Raw genomic sequence first — 23,846 nt, forward strand, 5'->3', positions numbered from 1 at the left:
GCTTGCCGTGCTCGCGCGTCGACTGGAGGAAAGGCTCGCGGATCCAGATCAGATCGTCGGGTGTCTGCCGGTCGAGGGCGATGCCGGGCCGGATTCCGGCGTGGCAGAAGAAATAATCGCCGATCGTCGTGCTGGCCGGAAGCTGGCGCAGAAAGGCGAGATGTGCCGGGGGAAGCGCTGCAAGGGTCGCTTCGCGCAGCCGCGTATCGGCATCGGGCCCGGTGAAGTCGCGGGCCGAGACGCCATAGGAAAACAGCGTTTCCGCCCCGCCCATCCGCAGCCAAGGCTCCCAGGCGGCGTCCCCGGCGAGGGCGGCGAGAAAGGTCGCTTCATGGTTGCCCATAAGGCACGTACAGGAATCCTCGGCAGCGGCAGCGGCAGCGGCAGCGGCAGCGGCGTGGCGGTCGGCGAGATGCGCGACCACGCCGGCGCTGTCCTCGCCACGGTCGATATAGTCGCCGAGGAAAACCAGATGGCATGCGCCTGCATGGCCGGCCCGGTCGGCGTCGATGGCGGCGAGCAGGGCGGTGAGCAGATCGCGCCGCCCGTGAATGTCGCCGATGGCGTAGACGCGCGCACCCTCGGGGACAAGAGCCGAGCTGCGCCGGGGTGAGGCCGCGCGGAAGCGGGAGAAGAGCATGCCGAGCTTTGAACTCATGAGGCCGTCGGGAGGCCGGCCGGCGCGCGACACCGTAACAGCACCGGGCAGCCACACAAGCGTCGCGCCGGCCGCGGTCGGGCGGCGTCAGTAAGCGAACGTGACGCCCGCGAGAACAAGGTTGCGGATGTAATTCTCGGCGCCGTTGATGTTGTTGAAATTGGTGTCGAAGTCCGTATAGGAGTAATTGATCTTGGCTGTGGCGAAGCGGTTGATCGAATAGCGCAGTTCCGCGCCGATTTCATATTGGTTGTCGACGCGCGGAAACTCGTCATAGTCCTGGTTGAGATAGTCGATCCAGCCGGAAATGACGATGTTGCGGCGGAACTCATAGTCAAGCCGCACGCTGGCGGTGGAGCTCACCACCGCCGAGCCGGTGAAGCCGGCAAATTCATAATTCGAGGTGATCACCTGCTGGCCGGCGGTGAAGGTCGCGGTCAGCAGCGGTGACAGGAACCATTGCAGGTTTGCGCCGAAGGTCAGGCCGGAACTGCCGGAGAGATAGCCACTGTCCGAGGTCCAGTCGTAATAGCCGATGAACGCCTCGCCGCGCGTCAGCCGCGAGGGCTCGATCTTGAGGCCGGTGATGACCTTGTACTCATAGGCGTTGTAGTCGGAATCCTGCATGTCGAACCAGTGATAGGATCCGCCGACGAACACGCTGGTGAGCGGGCTCAGCTCATAGCCGACACGCCCGGCAAACTTGTAGTCGCTGCCGTCGCGGTAGGACTGGTCGGACGGCGCGCCATTCAGCCAGTCGTCATAGTCGCGGTAGCGGAAGTCGAAACCGCCGGTGGTCCACAGGCGGTTGAACTGCTTGTCGAAGCTGGCGCCCGCCGTCACCTGCTCGTAGGGCAGCGGGTCGCCGAGATTGTTCACATTGGTCTCGTCGTCGCCCGGCAATTCGTTGAGATGGGCGTAGCGCGCATAGCCGCCAATGGTGAAATCGCTGGTGACATCAATGCGGCCGCGCGCGCCGGCGGCGTAGTTCTCATAGTCCGCATTGCTGTAGCGCGCGTAGCTCGTACTCTCGAAATAGCCGTCGACGGCGAGGAAGTGGCGGGTCCAGTCCGATTGCAGGTCGAAAGCGGGGCGGACGGTGAAGAGCCAGCTTTCCTTCTCGTTACTGTTGGCGGCTGTGATGTTGGTGTCGTAGCCGGTTTCCAGCTTCAGCGTCGGAAACAGCACGAAGGAGCCGATCGGCACGCCGAGCGGGAGATAATTGACCGGCTGCCGGTCGAGAACCGCCGCCCGTGCCGGGTCGACTTCCACCGCCGGACGGTAGCTTGGCGCGACATCGTCCGCGCGTACCGCATGCGACGCGAACAGCGTCATCATGCCGAGCACCAGTCCAGTGTGAGGGAACCTCATCATGAGCGCGCTGTCCTCATGATGGGCTCGGCGGCTCTTGCGGGGTGTCGGTCTGCCCGGGCGTCGGCGCGTCGGTTCCGGACGCACCGGCCGCGCTGCGCGGGGTTCCGGCAGCGGCCGCCTCGAAGGAGGCCGTCAGTACCGTCGCCATCTGGCTTGAAAGGCCGCCCTGCGCGGTCGGCTGCGCGGTCGCGCTCTCCACCGTGGCCTGGACAGTGCTGGCGGCCGAGCTGCGCCCGTCGCCCTTCAGCGCGGCATAGGCCTGGCCAAGCCCGGTGCCGAGCACGGCGACGACGCCCGCATTGCCGGCAGCGCCGGCCTCGACGGCGGCGGCAATGATCGCCGCCGCGATGGCGGCCACCTGCGCGTCGGACGCCGCACCCTCTGTCAGCCACTGCAGCGCCAGCGCCTTTTGCGGGCCACTCAGCGAGGAATTCATGATGGCGGCGACTTGCTCGGCCGGGCTGCCTGTCGCTTCCGCTTCCACAACTACGGTTAGCGCCGCCTGCTCCCCGGCGGATAGCGCGGCGCGGGCGTCTGTGGCCGTGACGAGGCCCACTGCCGGCAAACAACCCGCCAGTGCCGCGATCACCACAAGAACGCGCGCCGAATTGCCGATCATATCCGTCGATCCCGAAGCCCATGGCGATGCTACCAGAAGGCGTGCTGCACTGCCACCGGCGCGCGGGCGAAATGGGGGTCTTCCAATTTATTTTATAGGCAAGCAAAGGAGTTCCCTACCGTCATCCGCAGCCGCACCGCAGCGAAGGTATCAAGGTGGGCTCTCTTGCAGGGCCTCCGTTATCAGCCGGCGCTGGGGCGCGGGGAGCGTGCCGAGCAATTGCTGCCAGAAGGGCTGGAACGGGTCCGGATGGCGCTGAAGCACAGCCACCTCGTAGAGGAAATCCCTCTGACGGTCGGCGGGTGCGAAAATCCAGCGCCGCGCCAGAAACCGGGTTCGGCGCAGCATGTCGCTATATTCATAGGGTCCGGTGAGGCGGGAAAGCTCCCACGCCGCCATCGCGGTCGGGCGCAGGGCGAGGTCCGGCCATGTCAGCTCCGCCAGGTCCATCCATGAGGCGGAGCGCACCGGATCGACCGCCAGCACGGCGGTGAGTTCCTGAAGTCCGTCCGGCGGGGCAGGGCTGAGGCTGCGCCCGAGGCTGAAATAAAGCAGCCTTGCCCTGTCGCGCAGGCCCCATTCGTCCAGCCAGGGCGTCAGCCCCGCGCGCGCAGGAGCCGTGGCCCCGGCGGGAGCGCCGAGCGCCGCCGCGGCGGCGTCGCGCTCCATGTTCCATTCGATGGCGCCGAGCCGGGCAAAGGCGAGACCCTTGAGCATGACCCCGCCCGCGAGAGCGATCAGCACCAGCGAGAACGCCGCCTGCCGCGCGCGGCCCCCGCCCTGGTGCCGCGTCGCTTCAGCCGACATAGTATTTCTTGTAATAGGCCGAGGAGTGATAGGAGTAGCGGCCATATTTAGGCGCGCCGCGCAGGTCGATCATGTTGAGCGCAACGCCGCAGATCTTCCGCTCGCCCGGGATACGCTCGATCGCGTGCCGCACGAATTCCCGCGCCGTGCTGTTCCAGCGGACGACGAACAGCACCTTGTCCGCCACAGGCGCCAGAATGGCGGCGTCCACCACCGGACCGATGGGCGGGGCATCCATCACCACCAGGTCGAAACTCTGCCGCAACTGCTCGACCAGGTGCTGCATGCGCGCCGAGCCCAAAAGGTCCGGCGGGTTCTGCGACGTGCCGCCGGCGCCCAGCACATAGATGCCGGAGGGAGCATGGCGGTGCAGCAAGCCTTCCGAAGCGACGGTTTGCGCCAGCCATTCCACCAGGCCCGGCTGGTTGCGCAGGCCGAATTGCTCGGTGATGGAGGGGCGACGCAGGTCGCAGTCAATCAGCACCACCCGCTTGCCGGAGCTGGCGGCGGAAGCGGCAATGGCGAGCGCGATCGAGGTTTTGCCTTCCGACGGAGAGGCGGAGGTCACCTCGACGACGCGGGGCGGGCTGTCCACATCCGACATCTGTATCCCGGCCCGCAGGCTGCGGATGGATTCGCTGAAACGCGAAAGCGGCTTGGCCGCGAGAAAGTCGAGCACGGGGATCGCGGCCGCGGCCTTCTCGGCCTCGGCGAAGTTGACCCATTCGACCGAGCTGAGCACCGGCAGGCCGGTGGCCTCCTCCAGTTGGCGCGGGCTGCTGAAGCCGGCATTGAACAGATCGAGCAGCGCGGCCAGGCCGATGCCGAGCACCAGCCCCAGCGCCGTGCCGGCGGCGAGGAACAGCGTTTTCTTCGGGAAGGAAGGGCTTCCCGAGGGCAGCGCTGGCGTGATGATCCGCGCGTCGCGAATGTCCATTTCCGATTGCTCGGACGTGACCTTGGACTGGTTGAGGAAGGTCTCGTAGAGCGTGCGGTTGGCGGCCGCGTCGCGCTCCAGCTCGCGCAGCTTCACCGCGAGGGCGTTGTCGCTGGTGTTCTGGCCGGAGGCGGCGGCGACATTGGCCGCCATGGCCGTCGCCCGGGTGCGGGCCACGTCGTAATCGTTTTCGAGATTGGCGACGATACGGTTGATCTCGGCCGAAATCTGCCGCTCGATTTCCCGCCTCTCGGCGCGGACATTGACCACCATGGGGTGGCGCTCGCCATAGCGGGTGACGAGGTCGGCCTCGCGCCCGCTCACCTCGGCGAGCCGGCTGCGCAGATTCGTCACCACGCCGGAGCGGATCACATCGGGAAGGGTGGCGAGATTGCCGCCTTCGTCGAGGATTTTCTTGGCCTGTTCGTATTTGGCCTGCTTCTCCGCCGCCTCGGTCTCCACCTGAACGAGTTCGGCGCTGATTTCGGAGAGCTGCTGCTCATTGAGCGATCGGGCGCCGACCGAAATGAGATTGTGCTCGGTGCGAAACTGCGACACCGCCTCTTCCGAGTGTCGCAGCGCCTCGCGCAGTCGCTGCAGCCGGTCGTTCAGCCAGTCAGAGGCGCGGCGGGCGGCATCGAAGCGGGTTTCCAACTGATCGACGATGAAGGCGTCGGCGACGGCATTGGCCAGCCGTGCCGCGCGGCCGGGATCGGTCGAGGTGACGGACACCTGAAGGATGTAGGAGCGGCCCACGCGCTCCACCAGCAGCGCGCCGCGCAGCCGGTAGATGGACGCGCGGATATCGTCGGGAATGGCGGCGGCGCCGGGCTCGGGCGGCTGTTCCTGCTCCGCCGACTCCCCGCTCCCGCCGAACAGGCCCGAGAGCAGCGTCCTCCAGGAACGCCTCGGCGCATTGCTGCCGAATTCCGGATCGGCGACCAGATTCTCCTTCTCCACCACCCGCCGCAGCAGGTTGAGCGATTCGATGATGGAGATCTGGTTCTCGATGTTCGAGCTCGCGGCCAGCGAGGCGGCATCCACACCGCTGAGCTGGTTGCCGAGCACGGCGCGCGAGGAGGGATCGAGCAGGATTTCGGCGGTGCTGGTGTAGCGCGGGGTCAGAAGGAAAGCGCTGCCGAGCGTCAGCGCCATGGTCAGCAGGGCGACGAAACCGATCAGCAGGCGGCGACGGAGGAGGAAGTCGACGATCTGATGCAGGTCGATGCGATCATCGTCCTCCGCCGCCGGCGCTCGGGTAATCTGTCCGTGCATGAAGCCTCATCCCGCGACCGCCGAAAATGCAGAACCGCGCGGCGCCGTCCTGACCGGCCCCGCGTCCCGATGCTCCCATTGTGCAACCAGTATATGAAACCGGGGGCGGATGCCTAGAGCATGCCGATCCGCCTGACCCTGCAAGATGGGGAATAAGGCGTTCGATCAGTTGGAGTTAGGGCGCTGCTCCATCGGGTCGGTCAAACCGAGGGGCTGGCGCTGGGCAGAGGCGCGTCCGATCCTCATCGCGCCGCGACATCAGGCGAGCGCGCTGTTGATCGCGCCGTTTGCCGGCGGCCCGGGCGAGGCGGCGAGGCTCGCTTCCCGCCGCCGGCTCATCTGTCGATGTTAAATTTAGTACAGTTATAATCTGATATTATATTTGCAATTGAGCTGCGTTGCTGTGGAATTGCGTCTGTCACCTGCCTATTGTCGCCCCGATCGAACAGAAGAGAGACGGATGATGGTTCGGCATGTGTCGATTCCGGCGGCCCTGGTCGCGCTCCTGCTGCTTGTCGCGGCGCATGTCGGGGCGGTGCGCCCTGCCCATGCTGCGTCTGCGCCGTCGCCGCAGCGCATCCTGGCGATTGGCGGGGCCGTCACCGAGACGCTTTACGCGCTGGGGCTTGAGGATCGGGTGGTCGCCGTCGACACGTCGAGCACCTATCCGCCGCGCGCGCTCGCGGAGAAGCCGAATGTCGGCTATCTGCGGGCGCTGTCGCCCGAAGGCGTGCTGTCCGTCGGGCCGGACCTCATCATCGCGCTCGACGGCGCCGGCCCGCCGGATGCGGTGAAGGTGCTCAAGAGCGCCGCCATCCCCTTCGAGACGCTGCCCGAGGCGCGGGACGAAGCGGGGGTGCTGGCCTCCATCCGGCGCATCGCGGAACTGGCGGGAGTGCCCGAGCGTGGGGAGGTGCTGGCGCGTGAGGTGGCGGCGGATTTCGCCGCCCTGAGCGCGCTCCGCGCCCGTATCACCGCGCCGCGCAGCGCCGTCTTCGTCCTCTCGGCCTCCGGCGCGGCCCCCGTCGTCGGCGGGGCCGGCACCGGCGCGCAGGCGATGTTCGACCTCGCCGGCGTCACCAACGCCATGGCCGGCCTCAAGGGCTACAAGCCGGCGGTGGGCGAGGCGGTGCTGGGGGCCGACCCCTATGCCATCGTGCTGATGAAGGACCAGAACCATTCCGTCTCCGACGAGGCGGTGAGGGCGATGCCCGCCTTCGCCGGCACCTCGGCGATCCAGGCCGGCCGTCTCTACCGCATGGATGGCGGCTATCTCCTGAGCTTCGGGCCGCGCACGCCGCAGGCGGCACGCGATCTCGCCGCGCTGCTCTATCCCGAGCTGGCCCTGCCGCCGCTGCCGGCGCATGCCGCCAACGCGGCCGCCACGCCGCGCCCGCCCGCCACGCCGTGAGCATGGCCGTCGCGTCCCTCGCGCCGGTGCGGGCCCCCCGGTCGCGGCGGGCGAGCCTGGCGCTCGCGCTTTGCGCCTCGCTGGTGGTGCTCGCCTGTCTCGCCTCGCTGGCCATCGGCCCGGTGACGATCGCCCCCGGCCGGATCATCGACATTCTCGTCGCCGCGCTGGCCGGCGAGCGGGCGAGCGGGGCAGCGCTGCGCGAGGCGGTGATCGTGCTCGATGTGCGCCTGCCGCGCACCTTGCTCGGCCTGCTGGTCGGCGGCGGCATCGCGCTGGCGGGGGCGGTGACGCAGGGGATTTTCCGCAACCCGCTCGCCGATCCCGGCCTGATCGGCATCTCCAACGGCGCGGCGCTGGCGGCCGCGGCGTGGATCGTCGCCGGCAGCCACCTCGCGCTTTATCTGCCGCCCGCCCTCGCCGATGTGGGACTGCCGCTGATGGCGTTCGGCGGTGCGCTGATCGGCACGGTGACGCTCTACGCCATCTCCACCCGCGAGGGGCGGACTTCCGTCGTCACCATGCTGTTCGCCGGCATCGCCATTGCGGCGCTGGCCGCCGCCGGCACCGGCCTGCTGGTCTTCGCCGCGTCCGACCAGCAATTGCGCGATTTCACCTTCTGGTCCTTTGGTTCGCTCAGCGGCGCCACCTGGCCGAAAGTGGTGGCGGCGCTGCCTTTCATGGCGCTGCTGGCGCTGATCTGCACCCGGCTCGCCCGCGCGCTCGACGCGCTGGCGCTGGGCGAGGCGGAGGCGTTCCATGTCGGCATCGACGTGCAGCGGGCGAAATGGCTGGCGATTCTCGGCATCGCCGCCGGGGCCGGGGCCTCGGTGGCGGTGGCGGGGGTGATCGGCTTTGTCGGCCTCGTGGTTCCCCATCTCATCCGTCTGGTCGTCGGGCCCAGCCATCGGCTGCTGCTGCCCTGCGCCGCCCTTCTCGGCGGAGCGCTGCTGCTGGGGGCGGATGTGGTGGCGCGCACCGTCGTCAGCCCGGCGGAACTTCCGCTCGGCATCGTCACTGCCGGCGTCGGCGCGCCGTTCTTCCTCTGGCTGCTGCTGCGCCGCCGCGCCGCGCTGATGGGGTGAGGCGATGTACAGGGCGCAGGGGCTCGTATTCTCCGCCGGCGGCCGGCGCCTGCTCGACGGCGTCTCGCTCGACATTCGCCCGGGCGGGGTGACGGTGCTGATCGGGCCGAACGGGGCGGGCAAATCCACCGTCTTCAAGCTGATGGCGGGTGAGCGGGCGCCGCAGCAGGGCCGGGTGACGCTGGACGGCGCCGATCTTCTCAGGCTGAAGCCGGCGCGGCTGGCGCAGTTGCGGGCGGTGCTGCCGCAGAGCGTCCATGTCGCCTTTCCCTTCACGGTGGCGGAAGTGGTCGGCATCGGGGCTGCCCGCGGGCGGGACCTGCCGGCCCGCATCGGCCGGGCGCTGGCGCGGGTCGAACTCGCCTCTCTCGCCGGGCAGAATTACGAGCTGCTCTCCGGTGGGGAGAAGCAGCGTGTGCAGTTGGCGCGGGCGCTGGTGCAGTTGGAGAATGCCCAAGGCGCGGGCTATCTGCTGCTCGACGAGCCGACCGCCAGCCTCGATCTGGGCCAGCAATTGCTGGTGCTGCGGCTGATGCGCGATCTCGCGGCCGAGGGCGCCGGCGTTCTCGCCGTGCTGCACGATCTCAACCTCGCCGCCATGGTGGCGGACGAGATCGTCGCGCTCAAGCGGGGCCGCGTCGCCGCGCGCGGCACGCCGGAGCAGGTGCTGACGCAGGCGTGCATCGCCGACCTCTATGGCGTGGATGTGCGCATCGGCTGGGCGCCGCCGACACCCTTCCTGCTGCCCCAGGCCGCCTCTCGGGCATGAATTGGCGCGCATCAAAAAACCCCGCCCGGGGACCGGGCGGGGCTGGGATGCGGCGGTGCCAGTGATGGTCAGGCGGCGAGTTCGCGCCCGACCAGCGTCTCCACATGCAGGAAGGCGTCGGTGGCGGCGGCCTCGATCCGCGCTTCTTCCTCGGGCGTCAGTTCCACCTCGTTCAGCGCGGCGGTGAAGCGGCGCCAGTGCAGCGCCCGCCCTTCCGGGTGGCCGGCGAGATGGCGCGCGCCGTGCTCGGCGGTGAAGCCGAGCTTCGCCGCTTCCTTGGCGAGGATGGCGGCGCCCATATTGGAGCCTTCCACCACATAGAGCCAGCCGAGCGCTTCGGCGAGGCCGAGCGCCGGGCCGAGGTCCGCCTCGGGCGGGGTCATGCCGAGATCGGCGAAGTCCTGTTCCAGCGCGTCGAGGCGGGAGCGCTCGGCGAGGTCCGGCAGCAGCTCCTGCAGGGCGCTGTCGGCATAGAGCGTCTCCACCCGGCGGTGCAGGTGGTACTGGAACTTCAGGAAGCGGGCATAGTTCTCGGCGCTGGCGAAGGGAGCCGCCTGCATCACGCCGTTATCCACCCGCTCATGCGCGGCATTGGACACGGCCTTGAGCCGCTTGGCGCGGCTGGGCGCCTCCACTTCGGTGGCAATGGACATTCTCTGCTCCTCTCGTCCCGCCCGGCGGCGGGACCGTTTCACTTCACATAGAGCGGGTCGGCGACGGAAGCGACCTCGCCGCCGCCAAACCGCACCGTCAGGGCTCCCTTCACTGTCAGGCCGGCGCTCGGCAGGAAGTTCTCATACTGGGTGTACTGCTCGTCGAGCAGGTTCTCCACCGAGAGCCGCCACAGCATGTTCTCGTTGGGCTGATAGCCGGCATAGACGCTGACAAGGTTGAAGCTGTCGGTCGGCTCGAACACCGAATTGGCCGGCAGATCGGAGGCGGTGACCGCGGCCACGGCGGTCCAGCGCACGGCGACGGTGAGCTTTTCGTCCAGGAAGCGGAAGCCCAGCGTCGTCGTCACCTGGTCCGGCTGCACGCTCGACAGCGGCTGGCCGGCATAGATGCCGGATGTCACCTCGCCTTCCGAAATCTGGCCGGCGAGACCGAGGAACCATTTGCGCGCATCATAGGTGGCCTCGAATTCGAAGCCCTTCAGCCGCGCTTCCTGAACGTTCTGATACTGCGCATAGCCCGGCACCCCCCAATTATAGGGGAAGCAGGTGTTGGGCTGGCCGGGAATGGGGCAGATCGTTCCGGTCGAGTCGCCGAACTCGACCAGCTCGATATAGTTCTCCACATCGTTCTGATAGTAGTTAAGCTTGGCGCGCAGCCTGTCGCCGGTGATGAACAGGTCGTCCTTCTTGATGTTGATGCCGACTTCCTTGTTCTTGCCGATTTCCGCCTGCAGGCCGGGGTTGGGCAGGAAGTAGAACATCGTGCCGCCGGTGTTGAACGGCAGCGGATGCGGGCCGGAGACCAGCGCTTCGGTGACGGTCGGGGCGCGGTAGCCCTCGGCATAGGTGCCGTAGAGGGTCAGCCACGACCACGGTGTGACGCCGAGGGTGAATTTCGGCGAGAGGCGCTCGCCGCTGGTGCCGCCATCGTCGGAATTGAGCGAATAGGCGTCGTAGCGCAGCGCGGCGATGGCCTCCAGCCAGGTGGAATAATTGCCCTTCCACTGCACGAAGGCGCCGCCGACCCCGCGATCGCCCGAGGGATTGTAGCCCTCGCCGAAGCCGTAATCGTCGGTGTTGTCGATCTGGTCCTGGAAATAGTCGCCGCCGAAGGTGATGGCGTTGTTCCAGCCGGCGGCCGAGAAGCGGCTGGTATTGTTGGCGTCGAAGCCCACCGTGTCGATGACGAAGCTGCGCGGATCGCCCACCGCGCCGGTGATCGGGTTGGAGGAGCCGGAAACCTTCACCTGATCCTGGTCGACCTGGTTCCAATAGACCGAGCTGCGCCAGTCGAACAGGTTGTCTTCCGGATTCTGGTAGTTCCAGGCGGCCGTTACTGTGCGGTTGGTCGCCTGCGTCGAGTAGGACGTGGCCGCATTGGCGTCTGCGCTGGTGGTGAACTGCGTGTCGTAGTTCAGCGCGGAGAGCTTGATCTCGTGGAAATCGGCCGGGCGGAAGGTCGCCTTGGCGATGCCGGTCCAGGTCTCGTAGCCGCTGTCGGGCACCACGTCGCCATTGCCGTCATGGTAATTGTCGGCGTCGCGATAGGTGCCGCCGACGAACAGGTCGACATTCTGGCCGACCTTGGCCGCGCCGAGCACCGAGCCATAGCCCATGAAGCCATTGCCGGCGGCCTCGCCGGTGGCCTCGACGCCCCAGCTCTTGCCCGGCGCGATGATGTCCTCGGCGTCCTTGGTGCGCATGGTGACGACGCCGCCAATGGCGCCGGAACCGTAGATGTTCGACACCGGCCCGCGCACGACGTCGACATCGGCGATCAGGCCGGGCTCGACAAAGAAGCCGCCGGCGCCGGCATGGCCGAGCTGGTTGAAGTTCTGCCGCGCCCCGTCGACGATCACCGCCACGCGGCCGAAATCCTGCAGGCCGCGAATATTGATCTGGGTCTGGCTGGTATTGGCGTTCTGAATCGCGGTGGTACCGGGCATGCCCTGGAACAGATCCGCCGTGCGCTCCGGCATCAGCGCTTCAAGCTGCTCGGAGCGCCGCACGGTGACACCGGCCAGCGTGTCGATCCAGCTCTCGGCGGTGCGGGTGGCGACGACGGTGATGGGATCGAGCTCGACGAATTCCTCCGTCTCGACCACGGCGGCGGTGGAGGCCGGGGCCTGCGCGCTCGCCTGCTGCGCCACGGCCGGTGCGGCCGCCAGCAAAGCGAGCCAGGAAACACTCCAGCCTGCCGTCCGTGCCATTGCCGAGAGGGGGCGGGGCCCCCGATTCGTCTTGCGCATCTCTATCCATCCCCAATCGCGCGTCCGCCGGACGACACGACTTCCCCAGCGGACGCCGGGAGTCCGCATCCCTGTCCGGCGCCGCCGAACGCAGAGTTAATTTCGAGGCTGGACGGTTAAGGTAAGTAAATCATTGAGTCAAATCACGTATTCATTTGATTTTTATAACTTAAAAACTGATTGAAGGATTATAGATATTCCAGAATATGGCCAGATTGCCTCCGTTCCAAGCTGAGACATCGTATTGAATTATATTAATTCGAGTGTAGTGCGACGATGGTGCTCGGAATGCCGCGCGTGCAAGGGTCCGCGGGCCGGGACCGCAGGCTTGCGCGGACCCCAACGCAGCGGACGGCGGAGCGCGCCGCCCTGGCGCGCCCGCCGTGAGCCTCACCCACACGCGCCGAGCCGAGGCGCTGGACACGGCGAGGCCGGGGGCGGCGTGCCGCCGGCGAATCGGTGGCGCCCTTTGTAGGTGGGCACGGTGATACGGCGCTCAGCCTTCGCGCGGCGCGCGCTCGCAGGTGCGCCGCGCCGGCGCCTACTGCCGGCCGTCCCTCGGCTCGTGGTAACAGCAAGGGGAAGCGCAGAGGGCCGTGATCTCGGCAGCGCGGCGGGCGCGGAGAGGATGAGCGATGAAGGACAGCGTGCGGATCGTGATTATCGCCCTTGCCAATGTGCTGCTCGGCATCTGCATCGGCTTTGCGCTCGCCGCCAGTTTCTGGGATCGGCTGCTGGTCGGGATCAATGACGCCAACATCTCGAACTGGCTCGGCTTCACCGGGGCGATCCTCGCCGCCCTCGCCACCGTCACCGCCGGCGCGCTCACCTATATCGGCGTGCTCTACAGCCATTCCGCCAGCACGCGCGACGATGCTGTGCGCCGGATCACCGGCTATCTCGCCACCTTGCGCAATCTTTATGCGAACTGGCTCGAACTGAAGGACATGCCGGAGAGCGACACGAGCCGGCCGCTCAAGGTTCACACGTTGGAGAGCGAACTCGTGCGGCCGGAGGTCACGGTCGCCCTGTATGATTCCATCCTGCAGGAGGATCAGGTGCCGGTCTTCGTGTTCTGCAACACGCTGCGCGTCGCGCTGACCGCCGGGCACCCGCACCAGCACAATGCGGCGGCGATCGTGCTCTACATCTTCGAGGATGTCACGCGGGCCTTGACCATCCGCAAGCGGCTGCTGGAGGAGGGAACCCCGCTGCGCAAGGTGCAGGGAACCAAGTTCCTGACGCCCGAGCCCTATATAAAGGCGCTCTCCGATGGCCAGACGCAGGATCTGGCGGCAAAGAAGGCCTGGGTGTTCGCTGAGCCGGAACAAACGTCGCCGGCCCTGCCGGAGGCGCCGATTTCGCTGGCAAGCCGGTCCTAGAGCCGTTCCGGGGAATTCATATCCAGCGGAACGGCTCTAGCTCTCCGATGGTACGCCATTTCTATCGCAAGACCGCTCTGCGCTATTGCGGCAACGACTGGCGCCGGCCGCCGCGCCGGTTTCCCCGCCTGGCAAGCCGGAGATACAGCGAGATGTGGCTGACGCTGCGCTGGAAAATGGCGCACTGACGTGGATGAAAGTGAGAACTAGGTTTTCGCTGCGGCTCTCTGGGTGCAGAGCTGGCTCGAAGCCGAAGGACGCATGCCGACATCTTCAAGTGGCAGATCAGATGCCCTGACGGCCCGCCATCTCCCGCGCCATTGTGAGGAACGCCTTGACGCCCGCCGATAGATTCCGGCGGCCGGGGTAATACAGACAAAGTCCGGGATAGGGGGGAGTCCAATCTTCCAATACCCGGATCAGATGGCCCGCCTCGATATCGGCAAGAACGCTCTGCTCCATGAAGTAGCCAATGCCGATATTCTCCAGCACAGCGGTTCGGGCAAGGCTGGCTTCGTCGAGGATGAGGGGACCCTGCACGTCGATCTGGACGGCCTCCCCATCCTTCTCGACCCGCCAGCGGAACAGTGAACCGTCCGGCAGCCTCACACGGATGCAGCGGTGGTTGAACAGGTCAGGCGGAACGCGCGGCCTCTCATGCCGGGCGAAATAATCGGCCGAGCCGACGATGGCGTGACGCTGCGGCCGCCCGAGCGGCAAGGCGATCATGTCGGTGGGAACCAGCCCGGCGACACGCACGCCGAGGTCGAACCCCTCGGCGACGACGTCGATCAAGCGCCCCTCGGTGACGAGATCCACGTTCATGTCGGGGTAGCGACGCACAAATTCCAGCACCAGCGGCGAGAGAATGGCGCGGGCGGCAAAGGGCGCGGCGTTGATCCGGATCGTTCCGGACAGGGTCTCGCGCTGCGAACGCACCGCCTCCAGCGCGCCGTGAATGTCCTGCAGCGGCGGCCCCACCTGCTCCACAAACAGCTTGCCCGCTTCGGTCAAGGCCACGCTGCGGGTGGTGCGGTTGAACAGGCGGACGCCGAGGCTCGCTTCGAGCTTGCCGACGGCGTGGCTGAGCGCGGTGGTCGACATGCCGAGATCGATCGCGGCGGCGCGGAAGGTGCCGCGCCGGGCGATGGCGAGGATGGCATCCAGTTCGCTCAAGCCAGCGCGGTTCATTGTCCCGAAAATCGCCATACCAGATACCGCTTTGTCCCACTTATGCGGGTAAACGTCGAGACCTATCCTGACAACCAGACATCCCAGTCAGGAGCCGAACGATGGATATGCCCGAGAGTGTGAAGGCCTATTTCGACGCCGAGCGTCGCAACGACCCCGATGCGCTGGTGGCGGCTTTTGCCGCCGGAGCGGTCGTGCGGGATGAGGGCGCCGTCCATGAGGGGCTGCCCGCCATCCGCCGCTGGTGGGTCGCGGCCAAGGAGAAGACCCACCACGTCACCGCCCCGATCGAGTTGTCCGGAGGGGGCGACAAGGTTTCCGTCTGCGCGCTGGTGTCAGGCGATTTCCCCAACAGCCCGGCCACGCTCGATTTCGCCTTCACCATCGAGCGGGGCAAGATCGTCGCGCTGGAGATCGGCTGATGACCGACTTCCTTAATCTCGATGGCAAGCGCGCCCTGATCACGGCGGGAACGAAGGGGGCCGGCGCAGCGACGCTCGACCTGTTCCGCGCGCTCGGTGCCAGGGTGCTGACGACGGCCCGCTCGCGCCCCGAAGAGTTGCCCGCGGAGCTCTTCATTGCGGCGGACCTCACCACCGGGGAGGGCTGCGCGCGCGTGGCCGAGGCGACCCGCCGGCGGCTGGGCGGCGTGGACATCATCGTCCATATGCTCGGCGGGTCCTCGGCGCCGGGGGGCGGCTTTGCCGCGCTCACCGATGCCCTGTGGCAGCAGGAACTCGATCTCAGCCTGCTGCCGGCCGTCCGGCTGGATCGGCAGCTGGTTCCGGGCATGGTCGAGCGCGGAAGCGGCGTCGTGATCCATGTCTCGTCGATCCAGCACGTCTTGCCGCTCCCGGAATCGACAACGGCCTATGCCGCCGCGAAGGCCGCGCTCTCGACCTACAGCAAGGCCCTATCGAAGGAAGTATCCCCGAAAGGCGTCCGCGTGGTGCGCGTCGCGCCGGGATGGATCGAGACGGAAGCCGCCGAACGGCTCGTCCAGCGTTTGGCCGAGCAGGCCGGCACGGATTATGCGGGCGGGAAGAAGATCATCATGGACGGTCTGGGCGGCATTCCGCTCGGCCGCCCCGCCAAGCCGGACGAAGTGGCCAGCCTCGTCGCCTTTCTCGCCTCGGACCGCGCGGCGGCGATCACCGGCAGCGAATATCTCATTGACGGCGGCACGGTTCCCACCTGCTAGAGCACGTTCCGATCTGATTGCCTCGCAATCAGATCGGTAAAACGTCCTCTATCCCGTTCAGAGACTGATTCAGCGATCAGGTTGATTCAATCTGATCGGATGAGGCTCTAGGCCCGGGCCGAATAAACCGCGTGCCGCCTGGAGAAAATCCGTACCGGACGGGAATAAGCGGCGCGGCACGGAGTCCATCCTTCAGACGCCACCAAGCCGCCGAAGGAGAACGCCATGCGACACCGCAAAACACGCGAGGCGCGATTGATCGGCTGACCACCCCCAGCGGCAGCGCTGGGCCGATCTCGACATCTACCTCACCAAGTAATGGCCACGTAACCGCGGAAGTCGTTTCCGCGATTGCAGTTGTGCGCGGCCGTCACAGCCGCGGATCACACAGACTTTCCGATAATGGTATCGGTCAAGAGAAGGAAAAGCCTCATGAACACCAAGACAAGAAACATCCTTGCCGCGACTGCGGCCGCCGCCGCCGTCCTCGGCATGGACCCGGCGCGCGCGGCCGACCCCATCCCGCAGAGCCAGGCCGTCAAGAACGTCGTGCTTGTGCACGGGGCGTTCGCCGACGGCTCCGGCTGGCGCGGTGTCTACGACGAGCTGACCAAGCGCGGTTATCGCGTCACCATCGTCCAGAACCCGCTGACCTCGCTCGCCGACGATGTCGCGGCCACCACGCGCGTGCTGGAACGGCAGAGCGGCCCGGCCATTCTCGTCGGGCATTCCTGGGGCGGCACGGTGATTACCGAGGCCGGCGACAATCCGAAAGTGGCGGGGCTCGTCTATGTCTCCGCGCTCTCGCCCGACGCGGGGGAGACGACCGGCCAGCAATATGAAGGCTTTGCGCCGGCCACCGAATTCGTGCTCGACAAGGCGGAGGACGGCTTCGCCTTCGTCGACCGCGAGAAATTCAAGGCCGGCTTCGCTCATGATGCCAGCGATCAGGACGTCGCCTTCATGCGGGACTCGCAGGTGCCGATCAACCTCTCCGCGTTCGGCACCAAGCTGACGACGGCGGCCTGGCGCTCCAAGCCGAGCTGGGCGGTGATCGCGACGGAGGACAAGGCGTTCGACCAGGCGATGCTGCTGCACATGGCCAAGCGGATCGGTGCCGACATCACTACGGTCTCCGCCAGTCATGCGCTCTTCATGACCCAGCCAAAGGTCGTCGCCGACACGATCGACAAGGCGGCGCGGACGGTTTCCAAGCAGCCGTGAACGGTCGCTGAGGCCGCCTTGCCGGGCCGTTCCCCCGGCGCAGCGACCGCGCAGATGCGCCTGTTATCGTTTCAATCAAATCCAGCAACTCTCCCATTTTTTCGCCGCGCGCCCTATATTGCGGGATCGGTGCCCCTCCCGACCTCTTTGCCGGGGCGAGGCGCCGATCTCCGCGTGTGGGGAAGGCGATGGGAAAGACCGACAAGGACATACTGACCACGGCCGAGACCGCCAAAATACTCGGCGTGTCGGTTCGCACAGCCCAGTTACTGATCGAAGGCGGCTCCGTGCCGTCGTGGAAGACACCGGGCGGGCACCGCCGGGTCTACCGCGCGGACGTCATGGGATTGATCGAACGGCCCGCGCCGGGCGCGCCCGGCGCGCCGCTTCCGTCCGCCACCGTCATCCTTGTCGCTCCGTCCGAACGGCTTGCCCACCATGATCGCCTGTTTGCCGGCATTCCCGAATGCACGGTGGAAGCCTTCGACAATGTCCACCGGGCCCTGTTTGCCATCGGCTCCGTCCGGCCGCACGCCATCATCGTCGATCTCGAACCGCCCGATGCCGAGCGGGAGAGGCTGCTGCACAGCCTCTGCGCCAACCCGTCGCTGGGTCACAGCCGGATTCTCGCGATCGCGACCGCAGGCACGATCGCCAGCGCCGATTTGCCCGGCCGCGTCGTGTGTGTCGAGACCGCCGAACAGGCGGCCGCCGCGATACGTGTGTCCCTGATCGACGCGGGCACGCCGGCCCCGCCTACCGACGCGCTGTTTCCAATCGCGCTCAATGAGAGCCAGAGGCTGGTGGCGCTCGAGCGCTCGGGACTGTTGGACACGCTTCCCGAGGAAGCGTTCGACCGCTTGACCTGGCTGGCCTCCCGCACTCTCGACGCGCCGATCGCGCTGCTGACCCTGCTCACCCCCACCCGGCAATGGTTCAAGTCGCGCATCGGTCTCGACACGCCGGAAACCCCGCGAAGCTGGGCGTTCTGCAATCATACGATCCTGCAGAAGGCGGTGTTCTCAGTGGAGAACCTGCCGAGCGATCCGCGCTTTGCCGCCAATCCGGCCGTCGCGGGTGATCTCGGCTTCCGCTTCTACGCCGGCGCCCCCGTCCATGACAGCGAGGGCTTCACCGTGGGGTCGCTGTGCATCATCGACCGAAAGCCGCGCAAGCTGGACGATGGCGAGCGGCGGACCCTGATGGCGTTGGCGGCGCTGGCATCCGACGAGGTGCGGCTGCGCGCCGTCGAACGGCAGCTGCGGGATGCGCTTGGCAAGGCGCAGCGGCATGGAGCTGGCCAGGGCCACAGCGTGCCGGCCGTGCCCGCCGGGGAAGCGCGCGGCTGACGCGCCGCGTCAGGTTCGCGCGTGCAGTTCCGCTCCACTGCGCGAGGACAGAACCGCCACCGCGAGCAGGCCGCCAATGAGCCCGATATGCTCGATCGCCGTGTGAAAGGCGATCGTCCGGAAGGGCTCTGCGGTCATGGCCCAGAAGTGATGGACCAGGGGGATCGTCAGCCCGGTGAACAGGACGAGCATGGCGGCGCCGAGCCACACATGGCGCCCGCTGATGATGAACAGCGAGGCCGCCAGTTGCACGGCAATGGTGGCGATGTTGAAGCCGATAGCCGGCTCCAGGCCGGCCCGCGCCATCTCGGCGACGCCGCCCTCGAAGTCGAGGAATTTGGAGATCCCGCTCAGCCAGAACGGCGCGGTCAGCAAAAGGCGCGCGAGCAGGCTCGATGCCGGTCGATCAAGAAGTCGCATGATGGTCTCGTTCATTGTCCGCCTCATCCCGGTATCTTGACCACGAGTTCGGTATAGCCGTGGGTGAAGGTCGAGGCCGATCTCACCGGGGGATGGCAGACCTCTACTCTCTCGAAACGCCGCAGAAGCTCTTCCCAGAGAATCCTTATCTGCAGATCGGCCACGCGCGCGCCGACGCAGCGATGTATGCCGGCTCCAAAGGCGAGGTGCCGGCGCGCGTTCGGACGGCTGACATCGAACTTCTCGGCGTGCTCGAAAACCCCCTCGTCCCGGTTGCCGGAGAGATACCACAAGACCACTTTGTCGCCCTTCCTGATGGTCCTGTCGCCGAGGGTCACGTCGCGCATGGCGGTCCGGCGCATATGCGCGATCGGCGTCTGCCAGCGCAATATTTCGGGCGTCAGGCCGGCGATCAGCTCGGGGTGCCTGCGCAGTGTCGTCAGTTCCTCGGGGAACCGATCGAAGGCGACGATGCTGCCGCTGATGGCGCTGCGGCTGGTGTCGTTGCCGCCGACAATCAGCAGCAGGATCGTGCCGTGAAGCTCGGCGCGCGACATGCCCCGCGTCTTCGGCCCGGACGCAAGCATGGAAATCAGGTCATCGCCAAACGGGTCTTTCAACCGCTCGTCCCAGATCGCGTCAAACGCGGCGAAGCACTCCTGCATGACGCGCAGCTTGTCCGCGACGGTCGGGAAGGCGGGACTGCCGGGAAGGGCGACCATCGCTTCCGACCATCGGATCAGATCGCGGCAGCGCTCCTGCGGGTAGCCGAGCAGGAGGGCGAGCGTGCGGGCCGTGAGCTCGACCGAGACCCGGTCAACCCAGTCGAACTCCCCACCGATCGGCAGTTGATCAAGGGTTTCCTCCGACCAGAGGCGAAGCTGACCTGCGAGAAAGCGCAGGCGATCGTGAGAAAATGCCGGGGCCACCACTTTGCGTTGCTCCGCATGCCGTGGCGGGTCCATGGCGATGAAGGACGGGAAGAACTGCGGATCGTCAGGACGGGAGGTGATCGTTATGCCGCCATTGAGGTGGTCGGATGAAAACGTCTCCGGATCGAGCTCGATGGCCTCGATGTCGCGGTGCTGTGTGATCGACCAGTAGGCGCCGAACAGTCCCTGCGCACAGTAATGCACGGGGGCCTCTCGGCGGAGGCGTTCGAAATAGCGCGGCGCCAAGCCCAATCTGAACAGCTCGGGCTGCGCCACATCTATCGCGTCGATCGGCAGGTTATGGAGGTGGGTCTCGAAAGTCGTGGCGTTCATTGTCTCACTTTCGTTTCGCCCAGCGCGCTGGAGCGTTTTGTGTGAGTTGCTCGATTCCCGTCAGAAAAGCGGGTCCACATCGGCATCGAGGACGTAGCCGATGCCGCGATGGGTCTTGATCATCTGCGGCGGCGAGAGCGGAGACTGCAGCTTCCGCCTCAACCTGAGTATCTGGCCGTCAATGCTCCGGTCGGAAATGTCGTCGTGCGGCCGGCTGGCGCGCATCAGCTGCAGCCTGGAGAGCGGGCGGCGTGGCGACTCCAGAAACAGGTTCAGCAGGGCGAATTCGTTGCGGGAGAGTTTGACGATCTGTCCGGTGGGATCCTTCAAGCTGCGTATCCGGCGCCGCAGTTCCCAGCCCATGAAGCGCCACCCGGCGCGCGGGTATTCGAGGGGAAAAACGGGTGCCATGCCATGGCGCCGAAGGATGGCGCGGCCGCGCGCGAGAAGTTCGCGCGGGTCCAGCGGTTCTCTCAGATAATCATCGGCGCCGAGTTCAAGCCCGGCGACACAGTCGACGTCGTCGCGGCCGGCGCGCGTGATCAGGATGACGGGAATATCGGTTTCCATGCGGACCCGACGCAGAAGCTCAAGGCCGTCAAGGGACTCAGGCTGCACGTCCAGCACGAGGAGGTTAAAACCGTCGGCCTGTAACCGGGAGGTCGCGGGCATGGCGTCCATGCCGATGGCACCGCACCCATGGCTGCGAAGATAGGTGGTGAACCGCTCGCGCAGATCGCGATCGCTGGTAACGACCAGCACGTTCAGCCCAGGAGCGGCCCGACCGGACGGCGCTGCCGCTGTCCGGTCGGTGGAGGTCGGGTGATACATGGGCAATCCCACAATGGGCGCCAGGACGCTGGCCTCATGGACGGCCCCGGCGCGAGGGTGTCAGAGGTCGTAGGTCTGGCGGATCATCGCGGCGGCACGCTCGCCGATGACGGCACAGGGGGCCTGCGTGTTTCCGGTGGTGACGCGCGGCATGATCGAGGCGTCGGCGATGCGCAGACCCTCGACCCCATAGACGTTGAGAGAGGCGTCCACGACCGACATCGCGTCGCGTCCCATCTTCGCCGTGCAGCTCTGATGCCAGTAGGTGACGGCGGATTCGCGCACGAACTGCTTCATCGCCTCGCCCTTGAGCGGGCCCGGCAGCGCCTCACCCTTCACCAGAGGCTGGAAGGCCCGGGCATTTCCAAGCTCGCGGCAGAGCTCGATGCAGGCGAGTGCCGTCTCCATGTCGGCGGGGTCCGACAGCATGTTCGCGTCGATCTCGATCGCGGACAGCGGATCCGCGCCGGTGAGGCGAAGCCGGCCACGGCTGCTTGGCCGCGCCAGGCCGGCGAACATCGTCCACCCCTGCGCGGGCACGCCCCATGCCGCCGTCCGCTCGCTCGGCACCGGAAACTCGGCCTGGCAGAACAGCAGGTCGGGTGATTCAAGCTCGGGACGGGTCTTCCAGTATAGTTTCGCTTCGCTCCCGTTATTGCGCGGCGCGATGGCGTCGCGATACTCCCAGATGCAGCAGAAGGCTGTGTGATCCTGCAGGTTCGCGCCGACGCCGGGCAGATGCTGGCGCACGGGGATGCCGTGTCGGCCAAGTTCCGAGGCATCACCGATGCCCGAATACATCAGGACTTTCGGCGTATGGATCGCGCCGAGCGACAGGATCACCTCCGCACTGGCGCATAGTCGCATGACCTGTCCGTCGCGAACCACCTCAATGCCGACGGCGCGCCGGCCCTCGAAGATCACCCGGCGCACCGTCGTTCCGGTGAGCACGGTCAGGTTGGGCCGGTCCATCCAGGGCCGCGCATAGGCGCGGAAGAGTGAGTGGCGCCGCCCATCCCGCACCAGCATGTCGGAGAGGGCGACGCCTCCCGCGCCTTCCATCATCGCGCCATTGGGATGATCGAAGCGCGGGATGCCTATTTCGGTTGCGGCATCGAGCAGGGCGAGCGCGACCGGGCTGGGATCGCGCGCCGGCTGCACCCATACCGGGCCCGCTGTGCCGCGATAATGCGGATCGGGCGTGCCCTGCCAGTTCTCGATTCGACGATAGATGTCGAGCACCGCCGGGTAGCCCCAGGCGGGATCGCCGCTCTCCTTGGCAAAGAAGTCCCAGTCGCTGCGGTGCCCGCGCGCCCACACCATCACATTGATGCTGGACCCGCCGCCGAGGCCCTTGCCCATCGACATCGAGAGGGTCCGGCCGTCGAGGTGCGGATTGGGTGTCGCCTGAAAGCCCCAGTCACGCGCGCTGCCAAGGTTCTGCGGCCATTGCGAAGGGTCGAGCACCGTCTCGGCTTCGTCATCTTCCCCCGCCTCGACGAGGAGCACGTCGACATCGGGGTTCTCGGCCAGGCGCCTCGCCACGACCGAACCGGAAGAGCCGGCGCCGCAGACGATGAAATTGTACTGCGCCGGGGGCCGCTCCCGCAGCCGGTTCTGGTTCTCGGCGACCCGCCTGGCGAAGTCCGGCGCGTCGTCCTTGTCGATCTCGCTCATGTCGCAAACTCCTTTGAATGGCGACGTGGTATCATTTTTATCAAATTAATCAAATATAGCCTTTATGCTAAATCGCGGCGGCGGGCCGCGACGCGAGACAGCACGGCCTCGTTGCCGTGACGTCGGGGGCCCGCTCCTGACCGCGCCAGCCATGCGCAGTCGATCGCCCGGGCTGTTGCCCGGTCGGCTCACGCCGGCATGGGGGTGGAAGCGTCGGCCGTCCGGTGCGGACCTGTGCCGCGCCGGCTCGTCCGTCCGTGGGGGGCGTGAACGCCCCCCCCCCCCGGGTGATCGGTCCGTTCAGTACGTCGCGGTCGGGTTGACCTGCCAGATTTCGTCGACCAGCCTGTCGCCGCGATACAGCAGCACGTAGCGCACCTTGACCGTGTTCTTGCCGGCGAAGGTGACATCGGCCGTGACCGTGCCGCCCTTGGGATTGGCCGCCTCCACCGCCATGGCGATGGTCGCCGTCTGGGTGCCCTGGGCGGCGAAGAATTTCGACCAGATCTCCTTGATCGTGCCCGGCTGGCTATAGGTGCCGTCGAGCGGGCCGCCGACCCAGTGCAGGGTCGCGCCGGGGCCATAGGCGGCCGACACGCCCGCGAGGTCGCCGCCGGCTATGGCGGCGATGCGCGACCTGGCGAGGTCTTCGGCGGATCCCGCCAGCGCGGCCGAGCCGGAAGCGGCGATAAGGACGAACGTGGCGGCGAGAGTTGAAAGGCGCATGTGACTCGATCTCCAATGTGGCCTGCATCGGGAGACTCGCGTCGCGCCGCTTTATTCCGCCTGACGGGGCGTGCGTTCCGATTTTCGCGTCGCACGGGGGGCGTCGGGCGGGTTCGGCGAAGGGCCGGAGAAAATTCGCGCCCGGGCGGAATAATCGCGCCGGCTGCGAGTCCAACCTTCCGAAGGCGTCATCGCCCGAAGGAGAAAAGTCCATGCGACAACGACACCTGCCTCGTGTCGGCGTGCTGCTCGCGCTCTGCCTGACTGGGAGCGCGGCCGCGGCGGGCGACCACAGCCATGGCGCCGACACGGCTTCCACAACCCGCGCCGAATCGCCGTTTCTCGCCGAGAACGCCGCCGCCATGGACAAGATGATGGCGGACATGGAGGTGACGCCGACCGGCGACATCGACGCCGACTTCACCGCGATGATGATCCCGCACCATCAGGGCGCCATCGACATGGCGGTGGCCTATCTGCGCTACGGCACGAACCCGCAATTGCGGCGGCTCGCGCAGGAGATCGTCATCGAGCAGCAGCAGGAGATCGCCGCGATGCGGCTCGCGCTCGGCCAGCCCCTGCCGCCTTCCGCGCCGGCTCCGACCCTGCCCGAGGCTGGCGCCGCCCATGACCATTCCGCCATGCCCCCGGGCACCCTGTCGCCCCGCCCGATGCCCGCCAGCACCCTGGCGATGCCGGCCCTGTCGACCCCGGTGAAGTAG

Annotated in this window: 22 protein-coding genes; 9 read left to right on the top strand and 13 right to left on the bottom strand. The window is 66.9% G+C overall.

What is annotated here, in order from left to right; translation table 11 throughout:
- The 5 genes from AAC979_RS00005 to AAC979_RS00025 form a co-directional block, all read right to left on the bottom strand.
- Positions 1 to 658: metallophosphoesterase family protein (locus AAC979_RS00005; protein ID WP_371344739.1), on the bottom strand; the 658-nt coding region annotated here is incomplete at its 3' end.
- A gap of 87 nt (positions 659 to 745) precedes the next feature.
- Positions 746 to 2,032, bottom strand: a complete 1,287-nt coding sequence (locus AAC979_RS00010; protein ID WP_371344740.1) for an outer membrane beta-barrel protein — start codon at positions 2,030 to 2,032, stop codon at positions 746 to 748.
- Positions 2,033 to 2,045: 13 nt separating this feature from the next.
- The gene (locus tag AAC979_RS00015; RefSeq protein WP_371344741.1) at positions 2,046 to 2,651 is read right to left on the bottom strand and encodes a hypothetical protein; all 606 of its coding nucleotides are present in this window, start codon (positions 2,649 to 2,651) and stop codon (positions 2,046 to 2,048) included.
- Between the two features lie 150 nt (positions 2,652 to 2,801).
- Entirely contained in the window at positions 2,802 to 3,458 is a 657-nt protein-coding gene (locus AAC979_RS00020) for a hypothetical protein (RefSeq protein WP_371344742.1), read from the bottom strand.
- Positions 3,448 to 5,670 carry a GumC family protein gene (locus AAC979_RS00025; RefSeq protein WP_371344743.1) on the bottom strand — a complete coding sequence of 741 codons (2,223 nt, stop codon included), beginning with the start codon at positions 5,668 to 5,670 and terminating at the stop codon, positions 3,448 to 3,450. Before AAC979_RS00025 ends, AAC979_RS00020 begins: the two co-directional genes overlap by 11 nt.
- Positions 5,671 to 6,130: 460 nt before the next feature.
- On the opposite strand from AAC979_RS00025, the gene AAC979_RS00030 reads away from it, so the two are divergent.
- From AAC979_RS00030 to AAC979_RS00040, 3 genes are read left to right on the top strand one after another with little or no spacing between them, the layout of a single operon-like run.
- The gene (locus AAC979_RS00030; protein WP_371344744.1) at positions 6,131 to 7,081 is read left to right on the top strand and encodes a hemin ABC transporter substrate-binding protein; all 951 of its coding nucleotides are present in this window, start codon (positions 6,131 to 6,133) and stop codon (positions 7,079 to 7,081) included.
- 2 nt (positions 7,082 to 7,083) lie between these two features.
- The gene (locus AAC979_RS00035; protein ID WP_371344745.1) at positions 7,084 to 8,166 is read left to right on the top strand and encodes a FecCD family ABC transporter permease; all 1,083 of its coding nucleotides are present in this window, start codon (positions 7,084 to 7,086) and stop codon (positions 8,164 to 8,166) included.
- 4 nt (positions 8,167 to 8,170) lie between these two features.
- The gene (locus tag AAC979_RS00040; protein ID WP_371344746.1) at positions 8,171 to 8,935 is read left to right on the top strand and encodes a heme ABC transporter ATP-binding protein; all 765 of its coding nucleotides are present in this window, start codon (positions 8,171 to 8,173) and stop codon (positions 8,933 to 8,935) included.
- 68 nt (positions 8,936 to 9,003) lie between these two features.
- Here the strand turns inward: AAC979_RS00040 and AAC979_RS00045 are convergent, their stop codons facing one another.
- Positions 9,004 to 9,588, bottom strand: a complete 585-nt coding sequence (locus AAC979_RS00045) for a biliverdin-producing heme oxygenase (RefSeq protein WP_371344747.1) — start codon at positions 9,586 to 9,588, stop codon at positions 9,004 to 9,006.
- A gap of 38 nt (positions 9,589 to 9,626) precedes the next feature.
- Complete coding sequence (locus AAC979_RS00050) at positions 9,627 to 11,858, bottom strand: TonB-dependent hemoglobin/transferrin/lactoferrin family receptor (protein ID WP_371344748.1); 2,232 nt, start codon at positions 11,856 to 11,858, stop codon at positions 9,627 to 9,629.
- Between the two features lie 635 nt (positions 11,859 to 12,493).
- Here AAC979_RS00050 and AAC979_RS00055 point away from each other — a divergent pair.
- Entirely contained in the window at positions 12,494 to 13,240 is a 747-nt protein-coding gene (locus AAC979_RS00055; RefSeq protein WP_371344749.1) for a hypothetical protein, read from the top strand.
- A gap of 285 nt (positions 13,241 to 13,525) precedes the next feature.
- Here AAC979_RS00055 and AAC979_RS00060 read toward each other — a convergent pair whose 3' ends face one another.
- Complete coding sequence (locus AAC979_RS00060) at positions 13,526 to 14,431, bottom strand: LysR family transcriptional regulator (RefSeq protein ID WP_371344750.1); 906 nt, start codon at positions 14,429 to 14,431, stop codon at positions 13,526 to 13,528.
- A gap of 101 nt (positions 14,432 to 14,532) precedes the next feature.
- Here AAC979_RS00060 and AAC979_RS00065 point away from each other — a divergent pair, with 101 nt between their 5' ends.
- From AAC979_RS00065 to AAC979_RS00080, 4 genes are all read left to right on the top strand, one after another.
- Positions 14,533 to 14,853 carry a nuclear transport factor 2 family protein gene (locus tag AAC979_RS00065; RefSeq protein WP_371344751.1) on the top strand — a complete coding sequence of 107 codons (321 nt, stop codon included), beginning with the start codon at positions 14,533 to 14,535 and terminating at the stop codon, positions 14,851 to 14,853.
- A complete protein-coding gene (locus AAC979_RS00070) occupies positions 14,853 to 15,632 on the top strand; it encodes an SDR family oxidoreductase (RefSeq protein WP_371344752.1) in 780 nt (259 codons plus the stop codon). Before AAC979_RS00065 ends, AAC979_RS00070 begins: the two co-directional genes overlap by 1 nt.
- Before the next feature lie 492 nt (positions 15,633 to 16,124).
- Positions 16,125 to 16,856: an alpha/beta fold hydrolase gene (locus AAC979_RS00075; protein ID WP_371348963.1), complete on the top strand. Its 732-nt coding sequence runs from the start codon at positions 16,125 to 16,127 to the stop codon at positions 16,854 to 16,856.
- 188 nt (positions 16,857 to 17,044) lie between these two features.
- Positions 17,045 to 18,205 carry a GAF domain-containing protein gene (locus AAC979_RS00080; RefSeq protein ID WP_371344753.1) on the top strand — a complete coding sequence of 387 codons (1,161 nt, stop codon included), beginning with the start codon at positions 17,045 to 17,047 and terminating at the stop codon, positions 18,203 to 18,205.
- Positions 18,206 to 18,214: 9 nt separating this feature from the next.
- Here the strand turns inward: AAC979_RS00080 and AAC979_RS00085 are convergent, their stop codons facing one another.
- The 5 genes from AAC979_RS00085 to AAC979_RS00105 form a co-directional block, all read right to left on the bottom strand.
- Positions 18,215 to 18,640: a DoxX family protein gene (locus AAC979_RS00085; protein ID WP_371344754.1), complete on the bottom strand. Its 426-nt coding sequence runs from the start codon at positions 18,638 to 18,640 to the stop codon at positions 18,215 to 18,217.
- A gap of 8 nt (positions 18,641 to 18,648) precedes the next feature.
- Positions 18,649 to 19,890: a cytochrome P450 gene (locus tag AAC979_RS00090; RefSeq protein ID WP_371344755.1), complete on the bottom strand. Its 1,242-nt coding sequence runs from the start codon at positions 19,888 to 19,890 to the stop codon at positions 18,649 to 18,651.
- A gap of 60 nt (positions 19,891 to 19,950) precedes the next feature.
- A complete protein-coding gene (locus AAC979_RS00095; RefSeq protein ID WP_371344756.1) occupies positions 19,951 to 20,721 on the bottom strand; it encodes a winged helix-turn-helix domain-containing protein in 771 nt (256 codons plus the stop codon).
- A 60-nt stretch (positions 20,722 to 20,781) separates the two neighbouring features.
- Positions 20,782 to 22,398, bottom strand: a complete 1,617-nt coding sequence (locus tag AAC979_RS00100) for a GMC family oxidoreductase (RefSeq protein WP_371344757.1) — start codon at positions 22,396 to 22,398, stop codon at positions 20,782 to 20,784.
- Between the two features lie 300 nt (positions 22,399 to 22,698).
- Complete coding sequence (locus tag AAC979_RS00105; RefSeq protein ID WP_371344758.1) at positions 22,699 to 23,124, bottom strand: nuclear transport factor 2 family protein; 426 nt, start codon at positions 23,122 to 23,124, stop codon at positions 22,699 to 22,701.
- Positions 23,125 to 23,336: 212 nt separating this feature from the next.
- On the opposite strand from AAC979_RS00105, the gene AAC979_RS00110 reads away from it, so the two are divergent.
- Positions 23,337 to 23,846, top strand: coding sequence for a DUF305 domain-containing protein (locus tag AAC979_RS00110; RefSeq protein WP_371344759.1), 510 nt, complete (start codon positions 23,337 to 23,339; stop codon positions 23,844 to 23,846).

Source organism: Ancylobacter sp. IITR112, from assembly GCF_041415945.1.
GTDB lineage: Bacteria > Pseudomonadota > Alphaproteobacteria > Rhizobiales > Xanthobacteraceae > Ancylobacter.

Excerpts from the sequence above, each read along its gene's own strand:
- AAC979_RS00035 (WP_371344745.1), top strand. The coding sequence starts at position 7,084 with ATGGCCGTCGCGTCCCTCGCGCCGGTGCGGGCCCCCCGGTCGCGGCGG.
- AAC979_RS00015 (WP_371344741.1), bottom strand. The coding sequence starts at position 2,651 with ATGATCGGCAATTCGGCGCGCGTTCTTGTGGTGATCGCGGCACTGGCG.
- AAC979_RS00010 (WP_371344740.1), bottom strand. The coding sequence starts at position 2,032 with ATGATGAGGTTCCCTCACACTGGACTGGTGCTCGGCATGATGACGCTG.
- AAC979_RS00045 (WP_371344747.1), bottom strand. The coding sequence starts at position 9,588 with ATGTCCATTGCCACCGAAGTGGAGGCGCCCAGCCGCGCCAAGCGGCTC.
- AAC979_RS00020 (WP_371344742.1), bottom strand. The coding sequence starts at position 3,458 with ATGTCGGCTGAAGCGACGCGGCACCAGGGCGGGGGCCGCGCGCGGCAG.
- AAC979_RS00055 (WP_371344749.1), top strand. The coding sequence starts at position 12,494 with ATGAAGGACAGCGTGCGGATCGTGATTATCGCCCTTGCCAATGTGCTG.
- AAC979_RS00080 (WP_371344753.1), top strand. The coding sequence starts at position 17,045 with ATGGGAAAGACCGACAAGGACATACTGACCACGGCCGAGACCGCCAAA.
- AAC979_RS00090 (WP_371344755.1), bottom strand. The coding sequence starts at position 19,890 with ATGAACGCCACGACTTTCGAGACCCACCTCCATAACCTGCCGATCGAC.
- AAC979_RS00100 (WP_371344757.1), bottom strand. The coding sequence starts at position 22,398 with ATGAGCGAGATCGACAAGGACGACGCGCCGGACTTCGCCAGGCGGGTC.
- AAC979_RS00070 (WP_371344752.1), top strand. The coding sequence starts at position 14,853 with ATGACCGACTTCCTTAATCTCGATGGCAAGCGCGCCCTGATCACGGCG.
- AAC979_RS00085 (WP_371344754.1), bottom strand. The coding sequence starts at position 18,640 with ATGAACGAGACCATCATGCGACTTCTTGATCGACCGGCATCGAGCCTG.
- AAC979_RS00075 (WP_371348963.1), top strand. The coding sequence starts at position 16,125 with ATGGACCCGGCGCGCGCGGCCGACCCCATCCCGCAGAGCCAGGCCGTC.
- AAC979_RS00065 (WP_371344751.1), top strand. The coding sequence starts at position 14,533 with ATGGATATGCCCGAGAGTGTGAAGGCCTATTTCGACGCCGAGCGTCGC.
- AAC979_RS00095 (WP_371344756.1), bottom strand. The coding sequence starts at position 20,721 with ATGTATCACCCGACCTCCACCGACCGGACAGCGGCAGCGCCGTCCGGT.
- AAC979_RS00025 (WP_371344743.1), bottom strand. The coding sequence starts at position 5,670 with ATGCACGGACAGATTACCCGAGCGCCGGCGGCGGAGGACGATGATCGC.
- AAC979_RS00110 (WP_371344759.1), top strand. The coding sequence starts at position 23,337 with ATGCGACAACGACACCTGCCTCGTGTCGGCGTGCTGCTCGCGCTCTGC.
- AAC979_RS00040 (WP_371344746.1), top strand. The coding sequence starts at position 8,171 with ATGTACAGGGCGCAGGGGCTCGTATTCTCCGCCGGCGGCCGGCGCCTG.
- AAC979_RS00050 (WP_371344748.1), bottom strand. The coding sequence starts at position 11,858 with ATGCGCAAGACGAATCGGGGGCCCCGCCCCCTCTCGGCAATGGCACGG.
- AAC979_RS00105 (WP_371344758.1), bottom strand. The coding sequence starts at position 23,124 with ATGCGCCTTTCAACTCTCGCCGCCACGTTCGTCCTTATCGCCGCTTCC.
- AAC979_RS00060 (WP_371344750.1), bottom strand. The coding sequence starts at position 14,431 with ATGAACCGCGCTGGCTTGAGCGAACTGGATGCCATCCTCGCCATCGCC.
- AAC979_RS00030 (WP_371344744.1), top strand. The coding sequence starts at position 6,131 with ATGATGGTTCGGCATGTGTCGATTCCGGCGGCCCTGGTCGCGCTCCTG.